19 protein-coding genes are annotated in these 15054 nt (G+C 48.0%); all 19 read left to right on the top strand.

Annotated features, from left to right (window positions below):
• Nucleotides 1-1020 carry a flagellar motor switch protein FliG gene (gene fliG / locus PSHG_RS03600; RefSeq protein WP_010269579.1) on the top strand — a complete coding sequence of 340 codons (1020 nt, stop codon included), beginning with the start codon at nucleotides 1-3 and terminating at the stop codon, nucleotides 1018-1020.
• Nucleotides 1013-1861 carry a FliH/SctL family protein gene (locus PSHG_RS03595; RefSeq protein WP_010269576.1) on the top strand — a complete coding sequence of 283 codons (849 nt, stop codon included), beginning with the start codon at nucleotides 1013-1015 and terminating at the stop codon, nucleotides 1859-1861. Before fliG ends, PSHG_RS03595 begins: the two co-directional genes overlap by 8 nt.
• Nucleotides 1845-3167, top strand: a complete 1323-nt coding sequence (fliI, locus tag PSHG_RS03590) for a flagellar protein export ATPase FliI (RefSeq protein ID WP_010269574.1) — start codon at nucleotides 1845-1847, stop codon at nucleotides 3165-3167. Before PSHG_RS03595 ends, fliI begins: the two co-directional genes overlap by 17 nt.
• Before the next feature lie 9 nt (nucleotides 3168-3176).
• Complete coding sequence (fliJ, locus tag PSHG_RS26520; protein WP_010269571.1) at nucleotides 3177-3560, top strand: flagellar export protein FliJ; 384 nt, start codon at nucleotides 3177-3179, stop codon at nucleotides 3558-3560.
• A gap of 83 nt (nucleotides 3561-3643) precedes the next feature.
• Entirely contained in the window at nucleotides 3644-4534 is an 891-nt protein-coding gene (locus tag PSHG_RS03580) for a magnesium transporter MgtE N-terminal domain-containing protein (RefSeq protein ID WP_010269569.1), read from the top strand.
• 59 nt (nucleotides 4535-4593) lie between these two features.
• Nucleotides 4594-6045 (top strand): flagellar hook-length control protein FliK, encoded by a 1452-nt coding sequence (locus PSHG_RS29165; protein ID WP_010269565.1) that lies wholly within the window; start codon nucleotides 4594-4596, stop codon nucleotides 6043-6045.
• Nucleotides 6046-6076: 31 nt separating this feature from the next.
• Entirely contained in the window at nucleotides 6077-6667 is a 591-nt protein-coding gene (gene flgD, locus PSHG_RS26510; protein ID WP_010269560.1) for a flagellar hook assembly protein FlgD, read from the top strand.
• Nucleotides 6664-7056 (top strand): TIGR02530 family flagellar biosynthesis protein, encoded by a 393-nt coding sequence (locus PSHG_RS03565; RefSeq protein ID WP_010269556.1) that lies wholly within the window; start codon nucleotides 6664-6666, stop codon nucleotides 7054-7056. The genes flgD and PSHG_RS03565 overlap by 4 nt, the downstream gene beginning before the upstream one ends.
• 104 nt (nucleotides 7057-7160) lie before the next feature.
• Nucleotides 7161-7979, top strand: a complete 819-nt coding sequence (flgG, locus tag PSHG_RS03560; protein WP_010269553.1) for a flagellar basal body rod protein FlgG — start codon at nucleotides 7161-7163, stop codon at nucleotides 7977-7979.
• A 64-nt stretch (nucleotides 7980-8043) separates the two neighbouring features.
• A complete protein-coding gene (locus tag PSHG_RS03555) occupies nucleotides 8044-8265 on the top strand; it encodes a flagellar FlbD family protein (protein ID WP_010269550.1) in 222 nt (73 codons plus the stop codon).
• A complete protein-coding gene (locus PSHG_RS03550; RefSeq protein ID WP_010269548.1) occupies nucleotides 8266-8715 on the top strand; it encodes a flagellar basal body-associated FliL family protein in 450 nt (149 codons plus the stop codon).
• A gap of 35 nt (nucleotides 8716-8750) precedes the next feature.
• Nucleotides 8751-9752 (top strand): flagellar motor switch protein FliM, encoded by a 1002-nt coding sequence (gene fliM, locus PSHG_RS03545; protein WP_010269545.1) that lies wholly within the window; start codon nucleotides 8751-8753, stop codon nucleotides 9750-9752.
• Nucleotides 9742-10929, top strand: a complete 1188-nt coding sequence (gene fliY, locus PSHG_RS03540; RefSeq protein WP_010269543.1) for a flagellar motor switch phosphatase FliY — start codon at nucleotides 9742-9744, stop codon at nucleotides 10927-10929. The genes fliM and fliY overlap by 11 nt, the downstream gene beginning before the upstream one ends.
• Before the next feature lie 109 nt (nucleotides 10930-11038).
• A complete protein-coding gene (locus PSHG_RS03535) occupies nucleotides 11039-11401 on the top strand; it encodes a response regulator (RefSeq protein ID WP_010269541.1) in 363 nt (120 codons plus the stop codon).
• 60 nt (nucleotides 11402-11461) lie between these two features.
• Nucleotides 11462-12013 carry a flagellar biosynthetic protein FliO gene (locus tag PSHG_RS03530; RefSeq protein WP_010269539.1) on the top strand — a complete coding sequence of 184 codons (552 nt, stop codon included), beginning with the start codon at nucleotides 11462-11464 and terminating at the stop codon, nucleotides 12011-12013.
• Entirely contained in the window at nucleotides 12003-12782 is a 780-nt protein-coding gene (fliP, locus tag PSHG_RS03525) for a flagellar type III secretion system pore protein FliP (protein WP_026021173.1), read from the top strand. The genes PSHG_RS03530 and fliP overlap by 11 nt, the downstream gene beginning before the upstream one ends.
• A gap of 30 nt (nucleotides 12783-12812) precedes the next feature.
• A complete protein-coding gene (fliQ, locus tag PSHG_RS03520) occupies nucleotides 12813-13082 on the top strand; it encodes a flagellar biosynthesis protein FliQ (RefSeq protein WP_010269536.1) in 270 nt (89 codons plus the stop codon).
• Between the two features lie 8 nt (nucleotides 13083-13090).
• Nucleotides 13091-13876 (top strand): flagellar biosynthetic protein FliR, encoded by a 786-nt coding sequence (gene fliR, locus PSHG_RS03515; RefSeq protein WP_010269531.1) that lies wholly within the window; start codon nucleotides 13091-13093, stop codon nucleotides 13874-13876.
• 63 nt (nucleotides 13877-13939) lie between these two features.
• Nucleotides 13940-15034 carry a flagellar biosynthesis protein FlhB gene (gene flhB / locus PSHG_RS03510; RefSeq protein ID WP_010269530.1) on the top strand — a complete coding sequence of 365 codons (1095 nt, stop codon included), beginning with the start codon at nucleotides 13940-13942 and terminating at the stop codon, nucleotides 15032-15034.
• The last annotated feature ends 20 nt before the right edge of the window (nucleotides 15035-15054 follow it).

The raw sequence follows: 15054 nt of genomic DNA, 5'->3' as shown, positions 1-15054 counted from the left end.
TTGGTAAAAGCCGTATCTTCCCAACCATTAACAGGTAGACAAAAAGCCGCCATACTTCTGATCAGTCTAGGACCTGAAGTATCCGCCCAAGTTTTTAAACACTTGCGCGAAGAAGAAATTGAGCAGCTCACGCTTGAAATAGCAAACGTCCGAAAAGTCGAATCGATTGAAAAGGAATCTATCCTGAATGAGTTTCATCAGATCTGTCTTGCCCAAGAATATTTATCCCAGGGCGGGATCACTTACGCCAAAGAAATATTGGAAAAGGCTCTGGGTTCGCAAAAGGCGATGGATATTATCAACCGTCTGACAGCCACGCTGCAAGTCCGGCCATTTGATTTCGCCAGGAAAGCTGATCCGGGACAGATCTTAAACTTTATTCAGAACGAAAATTCGCAAACGATTGCTCTCGTTCTTTCCTATCTCGAGCCTGAACAATCTGCTATTATCTTATCCTCGCTGCCGCAGGACAAGCAGGCGGAAGTGGCCAAAAGGATAGCAATAATGGACAGCACTTCACCAGAGGTCATCACCCAGGTGGAAAGAGTGCTGGAGCAAAAGCTGTCAGCAACCGTGACTCAAGATTATACTTCCGCCGGTGGTATTGAGGCGATCGTTCATATTCTGAACGGTGTCGATCGCGGGACCGAAAGAACTATACTTGATTCGCTTGAATTTCAAGACCCCGAGCTGGCAGAAGAAATCAAGAAGCGGATGTTCGTCTTTGAAGATATTGTTAATCTGGACAACCGTTCCATTCAACGAATTATTCGAGACATTGAAAACCACGATCTTCAACTCGCCCTCAAAGTTGCCAGCGATGAGGTTAGAGAATCGATCTTTCAGAACATGTCCAAGAGAATGGCAGACACGTTCAAGGAAGAAATGGAGTACATGGGTCCTGTCAGGCTGCGTGATGTAGAGGAAGCACAGACAAGAATTGTAGCCACCATCAGAAGATTGGAAGAATCGGGAGAAATCATCATCGCACGCGGTGGAGGAGATGATATCGTTGTCTAGGTTAATCAAGCCTGAACACTACATATCCGTCGAACAGAAAAAGGTGGTCGAATCACTGTTGGAAGTTGCCCGCTCCAACGCGGCCCGCTCCGGTTCTACGAAGGATTCGTTATCCTTCGAAGAGGCACAGCAAATTCAAGAAGCAAGCGAGCTTAAGGATCAGATTCTTAAAGATGCAGAACAGCTAGCTGAGACTCGCATCCGCCAAGCCTCCGAAGAAGCCGAGAAGCTTAAAGCAGAAGCTAAGCGCGAGATTGATGAGTGGTGGAGCACCCGCAGGGAACAAGACGCGGATGCCGCTGCACAGGCCAGGCAGCTTGGCTATGACGAAGGCTATCAGGCTGGCCTTGTTGAAGCCGAGACAAAAGTAAACGAGCAGTGTGCACGGCAGATAGCGGAATCTCGCGTGCTGCTAGAGCAAGCCTACGAAACGAAACAGCATATCATTAATGAAGCCGAGCCGTTCCTGCTAGAGCTTAGCTGCAGTATTGCCGAAAAGATTGTACAGCGCCAGCTTACGGTCACGCCGGAATGGATTGGATCGATAACGAAGGAAATGCTGGCCCGCAAACGAGAGCGGGGAGTCATTACCTTGTGTGTTGCACCTCAGCAATATTCTTATATGCAGTCGATGCATGAGGAACTGGCACAGGTCATTGACTCGCAGGCTGAATTGCGCATTGTACCGGACTTGACGGTCAAGGATCAGGGCTGTGTGATTCGTTCTGAGCTGGGCAGCATCGATGCTAGAATCCAGACTCAATTAAACGAGATCAAACAAGCTATGCTCCAGTTAGCCGCCGCAGCAGATCAGAGTGTATCGGATGAGCGTTATGCTTAATGCGGCTAAGTACACGGAACTCCTTCAGCAAATGGATCCGGTGCCCATTCTCGGTAAAGTTACGCAAGTTATCGGTCTGACTGTTGAAGCGGAAGGACCGGAGGCGAGTATCGGCGATTTGTGTTACATCTATCCATTCAAGCATGAGAAGCCTTTGCAGGCTGAAATCGTAGGTTTTCGCGGCAACAAGGTCATTCTAATGCCGCTTGGCGAGCTTCATTCCATCGGACCCGGCTGTGATGTGGTCAGCACGGGAAGGCCATTAACGGTACAGGTAGGCCAGGAGCTGCTGGGCAAGGTGCTGGATGGACTGGGCAACCCGCTCGACGGTTCCAAATTATCTGCGAGATTGACGCCTTATTCCACTTACAATAAGCCGAGCAATCCTCTAACCAGACCGCGTGTTCTGCAGCCTATCAGTGTTGGTGTTCGCTGTATTGACGGGCTGCTGACGATCGGCAAAGGCCAGCGCGTTGGGATTTTCGCCGGTTCCGGTGTCGGCAAAAGCACCCTGATGGGCATGATCGCCCGAAACACGGAAGCCGATGTCAACGTTATCGCTCTAGTAGGCGAACGCGGCCGGGAAGTTCTTGATTTTATCGAACGCGATCTGGGACCGGAAGGCTTGGCTAAGTCAGTCGTTGTCGTAGCAACCTCCGATCAACCGGCCTTGATTCGCATTAAAGGAGCCATGATTGCTACGAGCATTGCAGAATATTATCGCGATAAAGGCATGAACGTTATGCTCATGATGGATTCAGTCACCCGCTATGCGATGGCTCAAAGGGAAGTAGGTCTTGCGGTCGGCGAGCCTCCCGCAACGCGCGGCTACACCCCTTCGGTTTTTGCGAATCTGCCCAAGCTGCTGGAGCGTTCCGGAACTGGACCGAAAGGTTCGATCACCGCCTTTTATACCGTATTGGTAGACGGCGATGATATGAACGAACCAATAGCCGATGCGGTGCGCGGAATATTAGACGGCCACATTGTCCTGGATCGCAAACTAGCGAACCAAGGGCAGTATCCGGCTATCGATATTTTGGCCAGCATCAGCAGGGTCATGAAGGAAATTGTTCCGGGCGAACAGCAGGAAGCAGCCAATTTTCTAAAAAGAATGCTAGCTATTTATAGATCTTCGGAAGACCTGATTAATTTGGGGGCGTATCAAGCTGGAACAAATCCAGAAATTGACCTTTCTTTGCAATATATTTCTGCGATTAATGAGTTTATCCGCCAAAAGACCGATGAAAAAGTCACTTATGCAGAAAGCACGGAGCGGTTAATCGATCAATTTTATAAAGGGTGATCATGCGTTATGGCTTTTCGATATTCCTTTCAGAAAATTGTGGATTTGAAATCAAGCGAAAAAACTCAGGCGGAATGGACGCTCTCCACAGCTGTAGGCAGATTGAAAATGGAAGAAGAGGATTTGCAAGGGCTGAGAAGAGAAAGGCAGGCACTACAAAACCAGATTCTTAATGCTGTGGGACAGCAGGTTACGGTATCCGAAATGTTAATTTATCAAAATTATTTATCTCACATTGATTCTCGCATCTCTCGCAAGCGAGAAGAGGTACAAGCTGCCAAGCAGCATGTTGACCAGAAACAGGAAGTGCTTTCGGCGAAAGTGTTGGAGGAAAAAAATTTGGGTGAAAGCACGGGAAAAAGCACAGCGGCAGTTCTTGGCGGAGATGAATAAGAAAGAGCAGGACGCTTTGGATGAATTGGCCTCTACCAGACATCGCAACCTGGTCTGACGTCTTGTGAGAGGAGTGAAGCAGGGTGGAGACGGAACTCGAAAAGTCGGAGACAAGCAATTTTGAACGATTCTTCTATTGGTTTTTAATGCCGGTGGTATTCATAACCGTATTGGCGCTGATTTATTTATATGTATTCGACGAGCCCTTCAAAGAGAAAATGCAGCGCGCTGTCGCTTCCGTACCGTTCGTAGGAGCCTGGTTTGAACCGAAGGATTCAGAAGAATTGCTCCCGGCTTCGGAACCCGGGCAGCAGGAAGCAGATGAGCTTGCTGCTCTGCAGGAGGAACTGCAGGAGCGTGACACGCAAGTAGCGGAACTGCAGGCTATGCTTTCGGAAAAGGAAACGGAATTAGCGGAATTAATGCTTCAAATGGAGTCCTTCACCGAACAGCAGGAGCAGGAAATTGCCAGCGACGAGGAATACCGGCAGCAAATTAAGCAGATCAGCTCCTTGTATGCGAGAATGATGCCCAGTAAGGCGGCTGCTATTATGGAGAGCTTGACTCCGTCGGAAAGAGTGCTTTTTTTGAATGAAATGAGGGCGGATGACAGAAGTAAAATTTTGGAAAAAATGGACCCGGAGCTGGCTGCTGAAGCAACTGTCGGCTTGAAAGACCAGGTAAGCGCTAAGGATCTACAGATTGCAGCACTGCAGGAAAGGCTGCAGCAGACAGAGACGGACACATCCGCTCGCAGCTCAGTGCTTAACGAGGACGACTTAGGCGCTACTTTTGCAAGCATGGCGCCTGAACAGGCGGCTGCTATATTACTGGCCATGAACTCTACTCACCCGCAAAAGGTGCTCGATATTCTTCAAATGACCTCGAATGAGGCGCGTTCAAGAATTGTAGCGGCGATGTCGGAGGAGGATAATTCGCAGACTGCCGCGTTGGTGGCAAGGCTGGCCCCTTAGATGATGAGATGGTCTGTCCTCGCGAAATCGGCTTATACGAAAGGAGGTGAAACTTAACCATGAGCACAATTGCTCCAATGTTGTTTTTTACCATTCCTTCAGATGGCCGTCAAGGATACTCCCCTTTGTTAAACACCAATGACGGAAAGTTTGCTGACGTGCTTAACGATGTCGTCGGCGGCAGAGAAGGAGGACAAGCAGAAGAGCTTGCTGATTCAAGCTTATTGCTTCCATTATTGGCTGCTCTGCGGCAGACCTCTGAATCAGAGGGTAACCTTCCGCTAGCTGAGAAGCCGGCTGCAGAACAGCTGCTGAGAGACTTAATTCAATGGTTGAATGATCCGCAGCTGCTGGAACCAATGACCCGCTTGGAAGGGTTTGAGGAATGGATCGTTCAGACAAATGCTTTGCTTGCAGCATCAGGCTGGATGGAAAGTATTGCTCATAGTGTTCCCGAGATGGAAGGGAGTACGGACAAGCCTATGCAGGTTCAAGCTCAAGCCCAAGTCCAAGCGATACCCCTGGAGATCTCGAGGCAAACTTTGCAGCATTTCTTGACTGCATTGGAGCAGCAGCCAGAGAGCGCCTTGCTGGCCCAGCTGAAAGATAAGTTGGTCGACCTGCTTAGCTCCCTTCCTCGTGAATCAGTTCAAACCGCCGCAGCCCGAAGCGAACTTGGCATGCTGACTGGGGACACCAAAGCCATGGGAGGGAATAAGGTGCAGACACCGGAGATGCCGCAGCTATCTGCCAGCGACGTTTCCAAGTCATCATCAGCTGCAGGGAAAAATGGAGCTGAACCGGCTATCGCTGGGCAGCTGCGGACAACTTTGGAATTAGCTCAGAAGACGGACATGCTGGCTCGACTGGAGGCTCTGTCCTACAGAAACGGGGTTGCGGAACGTCTGTCCACAACCGAAACCGCAAGCTCTTCAAGCACCAGCTCTGCTGCGATGGACACATTATCGCTGAATGGTCCGGCTGCTTTAGACGCTTTCCAGTTGACCTTGTCCAAGCCAGCCGCGCAACCGGCTCAGCCATTACCTACGCTTCCAACGATGGAGCGGTTCTATGGTGATTTGCAAGGATTTGTGCTGCGCAGCTTGTTAACGACTAAAGGCAACGGAGTCTCTGAAGCCAAAATTGCACTCTATCCTGAACATTTAGGACATGTCGATGTCAAGATTACTTTGGCGAATGGACAGCTTACTGCGCAGTTAACCGCCCACACGATGGCCGGAAAAGAAATACTGGAGACACAGCTGGCGCAGCTGCGGGCAAACCTGCAAAACCAGGGGATCCAAGTCGAACGTCTCGATGTCACTCACGCCGACAACAATCTGTCCCATGCCTTCCACGAGCAAAGACAGCAATCGTCTCAGCAGTTTAGCGGTTCTGGCAGCAGAAGAGCTGCCGACAACGATTTTCTGGAAGGGGAATTATCATCAGTTGCGGAACTGGGCAGCATTCAAAAGGAGCTTTACGGTAATGAATTTAATGCAACCGTGTAAAGCAGCGTGAAGAATGAAGGAGTGAGCGTTCATGCCCGATGCAGTAAACACTAGGGTCGTTTGGCCTAATTATGCGGAGCACAATGTTAATCGGCAGCGAGAGCACCAGGAAACGTTAGGCAAGGATGACTTTCTGAAAATTTTATTGACACAGCTCGCCAACCAGGATCCCATGCAGCCGATGCAGGATCGTGAGTTTATAGCCCAAATGGCACAGTTTACGTCGGTCGAGCAAATGACCAATATGGCCAATGAAATGAAGCTTTTGCGCCAATCGATCGGCATGTCACCGGGGCTAATTGGTAAAGAAATACACTGGGTGGAATGGACGACAGGCGGAGATGCCATAAACCGGAAAGCCATTGTTGAAGGGCTGACGTTTAAGGATGGACAGCAGTATGCCGTAGTCAACGGCGACACCGAAATTTCGATGGATCAGATCGTCCGCATTGCAGAGCCTGCTGACAATCCGGGAGTAGTAACGCCTCCGGATGGTGTTGAACCGGAAGCTCCGGAAAGTCCAGAAAGCCCAGAAGGTCCAGAAGGTCCGGATAACGGTTCTGAAGCTCCTGGCGAAGATGACGGTGAAACGGATGGTGGAGCTGTGGAGGAAAGACAATGACCGACCGAATTTCTTTAGGTCAATTGTACCCGCATTCCGTCCATTCTTCTATCCACAGAGCTCCTGGCCATAAACCGGCAGTATCCGCACCAAGGCTGAATACAAGCTTTCAGGAGCTGCTTGACAAGCAATCTGTAAAATTTAGTCATCATGCGGAGACGAGGTTGAAGCAGCGGGGAATTAACATAGGTCCGGATCAATTATCTAAGCTGGCGAATGCGGTGGACAAGGCAGCTGCCAAAGGAGCTAACGACTCCTTGATTCTGATGGGTAATTTGGCACTGATTGTTAATATTCACAACCGCACGGTAGTGACAGCCATGGATCAGGCTAGCATGAAAAACAATGTGTTCACTGATATTGACAGTGCCATCATAGTAATGCCTTAGGCTGGCCCTCAACGAGGAGGCCTATGACTGCTGACCGATTGATGCAGTCTGTGAAAGTGCAGCACAAATAGGTGGCAACATTCGAATTTAGGAGGCCAATTCACATGATAAGATCACTGTACTCGGGTATTTCGGGAATGAGAGGGTTTCAAACCAAACTGGATGTTATCGGTAATAACATTGCCAATGTCAACACGGTCGGCTTTAAAGCTGGAAGAGTCATGTTCGAGGACATTTTGAGCCAGACCATTTCCGGAGTGACTGCACCAATTGAGGGTGAGCGCGGTGGTGTCAACCCGAAGCAAGTCGGACTAGGTGTGGCGATAGCTGCCATTGATACTATGCATACGCCCGGCAGCGCCATGACCACGAACTATCCGCTCGATTTGAGAATTAATGGCGACGGATTTTTCGCTATCAAGCTGACTGAGGATCAGGAAGTGCCGTTCTTAACCCGTGCAGGAAACTTCACCCTGGATGGTAACCGCAATCTTGTCACTAAAGACGGTATGTTTGTGACAGGCGTTGGTGGCAACATCATTCAGTTAGATGAGGAGATCGACTCCTTTATGATTGGTCAGGATGGCCGGATTCTGGCGATTAATGCGGATGGGGATGTCGAAGAAACCGATTTACAAATAGGCGTAGTTAAAGTAGCTAATCCAGGCGGGCTTGAGAAAATTGGCGGCAACCTGTATCGCGCTACTCCGAACGCTCATCCTGAAGATATTGACGTAATGGAGGCTGGAAGTGATGAGAATGGCACAGGCGCCATTATAGCCGGCCAGCTCGAAATGTCCAATGTTGACCTGACTTCCGAGTTTACCGAAATGATCGTTGCTCAGCGTGGATTCCAGGCTAATTCCAGAATCATTACAACTTCGGATGAGCTGCTCCAAGAAGTTGTCAACCTGAAACGATAATACTATCACTACTTAGGAGCTGAGGGGCGTTAACCCGCCCCGGGCTCACTACGGAGGGAACGCCTTGATTACCGTAACCCGTTTGAACGGCAAGCCGATTACGGTTAACGCCCTGCTCATTGAAACGGTGGAAGAAACACCGGATACGATGATCACTTTGACAACAGGTAAAAAAATGACCGTTCTGGAAAGCAGACAAGAAATTATTGAATTAGTCGCCGAGCACATTCGGACGATTGGCTGGATCAACAGCAGTATACATATAACGGATAAGGGGGGGACATAGGTGCTGAAAAGCAAAGTTTTTCAAATCGTTGTAGCCATGCTTATCGTTGTTACCTTGATTCTTACCGCTTCCGTATTGGTGTGGAACCTTCTGGATCAGAAAAATTCGCGTGCAGACTCAGAAGTGCCTGCTGCCGCTTTACCCTCTGAAGTTAAGGAAATGACTTACTTCATGGATGATATCATTACGAATCTTTCGGGCAGCAACCGCATAGTTAAAGTCGGCTTTGCTTTTGAAATGAGCACGTTGAAGGCCAGGGAGGATTTTGAGCATCTGGACTTCAAAGTGAAGGGGATTATTAATCAGACTCTGGCTGATTTAACACCTGATGATATTAATGGGAGCGAAGGACAGGAAAAGCTGACATCGCTGCTCGCTGACCGCATTGCTCCTATTCTGCCGGAAGGCAGTATAACGAATATCTGGATTACGGAGCTGGTTTTTCAGTAACCTGAGCCCGTTTGGATATAAAGGGGGTGCTTAAGATGGTAGAAGTGCTTTCACAACATGAGATTGATACTCTGCTGGCGGCGTTATCGTCGGGAGAAATGGATGCGGAAGAGCTAAAGAAGGAAGACGCCCAGAAAAAAATCCGCATCTATGACTTTAAACGGGCCACCCGCTTATCCAAAGATCATTTGAGAAGTCTGACCAGAATCCACGAGAATTTTGCCAGGTATTTGACCACTTATTTCTCTACACAGCTCCGCACTTTCGTGCAGATCAACGTGGTTCAGGTAGAACAGCTGCCGTATGACGAATTTATTCGTTCCATACCGAAAATGACCATTTTGAACATTTTCGAGGCTGATCCTCTGGAAGGAAGGATGGTACTCGAGGTTAACCCGAATGTAGCCTACGCCATGATTGACCGCCTGCTTGGAGGAATGGGAAATTCACCAGCCAAGATTAGCTCATTAACGGAAATTGAAAACATGATCATGGAAAGAATGTTCGGTCGTGCCTTGGATACACTTCAGGATGCCTGGAAAACGGTTATCGATCTGCAGCCGAGACTTGAAACATTGGAGACCAATCCCCAATTCATGCAAATCGCATCGGCCAATGACACGATTGCCCTGATCTCCATGAACACTCGGATTGGAGATACAACTGGAATGATCAATCTTTGTATCCCGCATGTGGTCATTGAACCTATTATGCAGCGTCTTTCTGTGCATCACATGTTTGTGACCCAGAAAAAGGCGAAGTCGGAGGAAGAATCAGAGATTCTGCACGCGAGACTGACGCAAGCCAAGCTTCCCGTGATTGCCGAGCTCGGACACTCGCAATTATCGGTTGAGGAATTCCTCAGTCTTGCCCCGGGTGATGTCATTACATTGGACAGCCTGGTTGGCGATCAGCTGGCTATCCGCATTGGCGGAAAAGTGAAATTTTTAGGAAATCCGGGCACGTTGAAAGGCAAAGCGGCCGTTCAAATTACAGAGGTTGTCCATGAAGGAGTGGAAGAAGAGGATGACGAATAAAAAAGATTTTCTGTCTCAGGAGGAAATAGATGCGCTGTTGAATCAGACCTCTAGCTCTGGCCTAAACAGTCCTTCCGAAACTCGGGTAGAAGACTATCTGTCCACTCTGGAGCAGGATGCATTAGGGGAAATTGGAAATATTTCATTTGGTAGTGCAGCAACGGCATTATCGACATTGCTAGGCCGAAAGGTGGACATTACTACACCTCAGGTGAGCGCTATTTCCAAGGAACTGTTAAAGGAGGAATTCCCCAAGCCCCACGTTGCCGTGTCGGTTAATTATGTGGAAGGATTTCATGGTGTCAACCTGCTAGTCATTAAGACCCGTGATGCTCAAATCATTGCCAACATCATGATGGGGGGCGATGGGCGAGTGGAGGAAGCCGAGCTTAATGATATTCACATTAGTGCTGTGCAGGAAGCTATGAATCAAATGATGGGTTCGTCAGCAACATCGATGTCTACGATTTTTAATAGGTTCGTCAATATATCCCCGCCAGGGATAGACATTATGGACCTTGCTAATCAAAATGGCAAAGACAGCGTGCCGGATGAGGAAGTGTTTATTAAAATATCCTTTCGCCTGACTATAGAGGATTTGATAGATTCTACCTTAATGCAGCTATTGCCTGTCTCGTTTGCTAAAGATATGGTCAGGACTCTCGTAGGCAGCGGCGGGGAAGAAGCAGCGCCGCAGCAGCCGGAAAGTGTATCAGCAGACCGCATCGAGCCTGCTGCGGTTATAGAAGAGACGCAGAGTCCGATTGAGGACAACACAGCAAGTGCCAGTAGCGATAAGCCTGCAGAGCCGACCTCAGCTCCTGCACCTAATCGTTACGGAACCGCACCAGTCCGCAACGTAAATGTACAACCCGTACAATTCAGCAGCTTTGAAGCGGGGGCGCAAGCTCATGCCGATGACACTAATCTTAATTTGCTGCTGGATATTCCTCTTAAGGTAACGGTTGAGCTGGGGCGGACGCGCAAGGCGATCAAAGATATTCTCGAGCTGTCGCAGGGATCTATTATTGAATTGGACAAGCTGGCCGGTGAGCCGGTTGACATTCTCGTTAATAACAAGCTGATTGCCAAAGGAGAAGTTGTTGTTATCGATGAGAACTTCGGGGTTAGGGTAACTGATATCGTTAACCAGTGGGATCGCATTCCCAAGCTTTAAGAGCAATCATATGCTTCAATGAATCTGTAGTTTATAGCCATCCAGGTTGAAATCATTTTATGAAATGGAATCGGACAACATGCGAATATAGTGGGAGGACTGTTGGACTATGTCAAATCGAATTTTGGTAGTGGATGATGCAGCATTTATGAGAATGATGATCAGAGATATTTTGAGCAAGAATGGCTATGAGGTTTGCGGGGAAGCCAATGATGGCAATCAGGCGATTGAAAAATTCAAGGAGCTCAAGCCCGATCTTGTAACGATGGATATTACGATGCCGGAGATGGATGGAATTCAGGCGTTAAAAGAAATTAAAAAGATGGATCCGGATGCAAAAGTGATTATGTGTTCGGCTATGGGGCAGCAGGCGATGGTTATTGATGCCATACAAGCGGGAGCCAAGGATTTCATAGTCAAGCCGTTTCAGGCGGACCGTGTTATTGAAGCAATCAAAAAAACGATGGGATAGCCTCTAGTGAAACTAATTAATGCATTCTATAAACGATCGTTGGTGGGAAGGTTCAGTTGGATGCTCGGATTAGTTTCCTGCGTATGGGCTGCCCCGGTCTCCGCCATGTCGGAAAGCGGCGAGCCACCGTCCAGCATGGCGGGGATGCTGTTTCAGGTTATTTTGTACCTTGCTGTTATTATCGGCTTATTTTTACTTGCAATTAAGCTTTTAGCCAGAAGAAATACAATTCAGCCGGGCCGCACTATTAAATTATGGGGGGGCACGGCCCTTGGCCAAAACAAGTCTGTGCAGATTGTGGAGATCGGCCGTTCCTTGTATGTGCTGGGCGTAGGAGGAGAAATTCAACTGCTGGATAAAATCAACGATCCGGAAGAGATCGAGTATATCCGCAGCCAAAGTGCGGAAGCGCCGGAGTCATTCAAGGGATTCGGCTGGTTGAAAAAACGGCCAGAATCCGAAGCCCAGCCTGCCCCGCAACAGGAAGGGAAATCTTTTCAACAAGTGTTCCAGCAGCGGATGACGCATTTAACCGGACGCAGTAAACAAGTGGAGCAGTGGATAAGTGAGGAAGAGTATGCCAAACGTGCGGAGAATGATTATGAAAAGTAAAGTCCTAGTTCTGTCCGGGACTGCAATTCTTTGTCTGCTGCTAGCTGCCAGCCCTTACGCAATGGCACAGGAACCGGCTCCCTTGCCTATTCCGAATATCAATATTGACATTGGTTCGAATGATCCGGGAGATCCGTCCGGTGCGGCAAGTACGGTTTCCATTGTCCTGCTCATTACATTATTGAGTCTGGCTCCGTCCTTTCTGGTGATGATGACCAGCTTTGCCAGAATTGTCATTGTGCTTGGCTTTGTGAGGACATCCTTGTCCACTCATCAAATGCCGCCTAATCCAGTGCTGATAGGCTTGGCCTTGTTTCTGAGTTTCTTTGTCATGGCTCCTACCTTCAGTGAAATTAACAGTACGGCCCTGCAGCCATTTCTGAACGGGGAAATCGAGCAGAGTGAAGCGTTAAGCAATGCGGCTATTCCTCTTAAAGAGTTTATGGGGAAGCATACCCGGGAAAAGGATCTAAAGCTTTTCCTGGACTATTCTAACGCGGAACCGCCAGCTACAATCCAGGACGTACCATTAACAGCATTGGTGCCGGCTTTTGCCATCAGTGAACTGAAATCGGCCTTTCAGATGGGTTTTATGATCTTTATTCCCTTCTTGGTGATCGACATGGTGGTAGCCAGCACATTAATGTCGATGGGGATGATGATGCTGCCGCCGGTTATGATTTCCCTTCCATTTAAAATATTGCTGTTTATTTTGGTTGATGGCTGGTACATGGTTGTGAAATCACTATTAATCAGTTTCTCTACCTGACCACTATCCATCCAAGGGAGGGAATAAAACGTGAGTTCAGATTTTGTAATCCGTGTAGCGGGGGAAGCGGTTTACACTATTCTATTAATCAGCGCCCCGATGCTCGTTATCGCTATTGTGGTAGGTTTGATTATTAGTATTTTCCAGGCTACCACCCAAATTCAGGAGCAGACCTTGGCTTTTGTTCCCAAAATTGTTGCTGTGTTGTTGGCTGTTTTGCTGTTTGGTCCCTGGATCCTGACGACGATGGTCGATTTCACCTTTAATTTATTTGACAATTTGCATCAATATATCGGCTAGGAATGATTATGGAGCAAATTTTACTGTATATGCCGAACGCCATGCTTGTTTTTTGCAGAATTACTTCCTTCTTTATAGTAGCACCTGTGTTTACTGCTCGAAATGTGCCGGCGACATTCAAATTGGGACTTTCTTTTTTTCTTACACTAATGGCGCTAGCCGCGGTTGAGGATACTCCGGTTGTCATAGACGGAATGTACATACTGACGATTCTAAGAGAAATTTTGATTGGAGTCTTACTTGGTCTCATTGCTTACTTTTTCTTTGTTGTAGCCCAAATGGCGGGTGCTTTTATTGATCTGCAAATCGGCTTTGCGATAGCTAACGTCATTGATCCAATGACCGGCATGCAAAGTCCGATGATCGGCAATTTTAAATACTTTTTGTCGATCCTGCTTTTTTTGTCTATGGATGGACACCACCTGCTGCTGCGGGCCATTATTGACAGCTATCGATGGGTTCCTTTGAACAATGAACTCTTTGCTCAAATCTATTCGGGTGATGTTTCCAATTTCGTTATTCAGTCGTTCGTGACCGCATTTGCCCTTGCGCTTCAGATGGCAGCGCCAATTGTGGCCTCCCTGTTCCTGGTCGATGTTGGCCTTGGCTTGCTGGCCCGCTCGGCACCGCAGTTTAACATATTTGTGATCGGGATACCGGTTAAAATTTTGATTGGCTTAGTCATGCTCTTTCTGTTTATTCCAGGGCTGTGGAACTTGTTTGCTGAGCTGTTCCAAACCTTATTCGAGCATATGGAAAAACTGCTGGAGCTGCTGGCGGTTCCCTCTGCCTAGTACATGAACTAACAATGATCAATCCAAAAATAAGAGACCAGAATGGGAAGGAGGTTCCCTTCATTGGCTGCCGCTTTCCGATATCGATTGGATTTGCAGACCTTCTCACAAGAAAAGACAGAGCCCGCAACTCCGAAAAAAAAGCAGGATGCCCGTAAAAAGGGGCAGGTAGCCAAAAGCATGGAGCTTCCGGGAGCCTTCGTACTGATGTTTGCCATACTGGCCTTTCTGCTGTTTGGCGCGTTTATGAAAGAAAGATTTTTTCATTTGGTCTCCTTTGTCTTTCAGGATTTCCTGCTTATGAATGTAACTGTGCCCAATGTCAGCGCATTGTTTGGAACGATCATTGCCGATGGCTTGATTATGCTGTCTCCTATCCTGATTTTTGCACTCGTTATGGCATTTATAGGGAATTACCTGCAAATCGGGTTTTTGCTATCAGCGGACCCTCTCAAAATGAAGTTAAACAAACTGAATCCGGTCGAAGGGTTCAAACGAATTTTCGGACTTCGCTCATTGATTGAATTTCTTAAATCGGTGTTCAAGCTGACGATTGTCGGATTAGTGGTGTACTTCATTGTTTGGGGGGAGAAGGAACGGCTGCTTGCCTTATCCCGTTATCCGCTGATCGAAACTTTAGACTACGTGTCGGGCCTAGTAATCAAGATCGGCTTGATAACTGCAATATTGCTGCTGGTTCTCGCGGTTTTCGATTACCTGTACCAGCGATATGAGCATGCCAAGCAATTAAGAATGTCCAAGCAAGACATTAAAGACGAATTCAAGAAGAGCGAAGGGGATCCGCAAATCAAGGCGCGGATCAAAGAGAGGCAGCGCCGGATGGCGATGCAGAGAATGATGCAGGAGATTCCTAACGCTGATGTGATTATTACTAACCCGACCCACTATGCGATCGCCCTAAAATATGAAACTGGAGCGATGGAAGCTCCTAAAGTAATTGCCAAAGGCGCGGATTTCGTTGCCCTGAAAATTAGGGAGAAAGCGAAGGAGCACGGCATAGTCATTATGGAAAACAAGCCATTGGCGAGAGCGCTGTATGATCGGGTGGAGCTTAATGAGACGATACCAGGGGATTTATTTCAGGCCGTGGCCGAAATTCTCGCTTATGTTTATAAGCTTAAGGGAAATGTCAACTAATCGGTAAATGGAGGAACTAA

It is taken from the genome of Paenibacillus senegalensis JC66, assembly GCF_000285515.1.
GTDB classification, from domain to species: domain Bacteria; phylum Bacillota; class Bacilli; order Paenibacillales; family NBRC-103111; genus Paenibacillus_L; species Paenibacillus_L senegalensis.
This window is presented reverse-complemented; position numbering and strand designations above follow the sequence as displayed.

Coding starts and splice junctions, on each gene's coding strand:
- fliI (WP_010269574.1), top strand. CDS start 1,845: ATGAGCGTTATGCTTAATGCGGCTAAGTACACGGAACTCCTTCAGCAA.
- fliJ (WP_010269571.1), top strand. CDS start 3,177: ATGGCTTTTCGATATTCCTTTCAGAAAATTGTGGATTTGAAATCAAGC.
- PSHG_RS29165 (WP_010269565.1), top strand. CDS start 4,594: ATGAGCACAATTGCTCCAATGTTGTTTTTTACCATTCCTTCAGATGGC.
- flgD (WP_010269560.1), top strand. CDS start 6,077: ATGCCCGATGCAGTAAACACTAGGGTCGTTTGGCCTAATTATGCGGAG.
- PSHG_RS03565 (WP_010269556.1), top strand. CDS start 6,664: ATGACCGACCGAATTTCTTTAGGTCAATTGTACCCGCATTCCGTCCAT.
- flgG (WP_010269553.1), top strand. CDS start 7,161: ATGATAAGATCACTGTACTCGGGTATTTCGGGAATGAGAGGGTTTCAA.
- fliM (WP_010269545.1), top strand. CDS start 8,751: ATGGTAGAAGTGCTTTCACAACATGAGATTGATACTCTGCTGGCGGCG.
- fliY (WP_010269543.1), top strand. CDS start 9,742: ATGACGAATAAAAAAGATTTTCTGTCTCAGGAGGAAATAGATGCGCTG.
- PSHG_RS03535 (WP_010269541.1), top strand. CDS start 11,039: ATGTCAAATCGAATTTTGGTAGTGGATGATGCAGCATTTATGAGAATG.
- PSHG_RS03530 (WP_010269539.1), top strand. CDS start 11,462: ATGCTCGGATTAGTTTCCTGCGTATGGGCTGCCCCGGTCTCCGCCATG.
- fliP (WP_026021173.1), top strand. CDS start 12,003: ATGAAAAGTAAAGTCCTAGTTCTGTCCGGGACTGCAATTCTTTGTCTG.
- fliR (WP_010269531.1), top strand. CDS start 13,091: ATGGAGCAAATTTTACTGTATATGCCGAACGCCATGCTTGTTTTTTGC.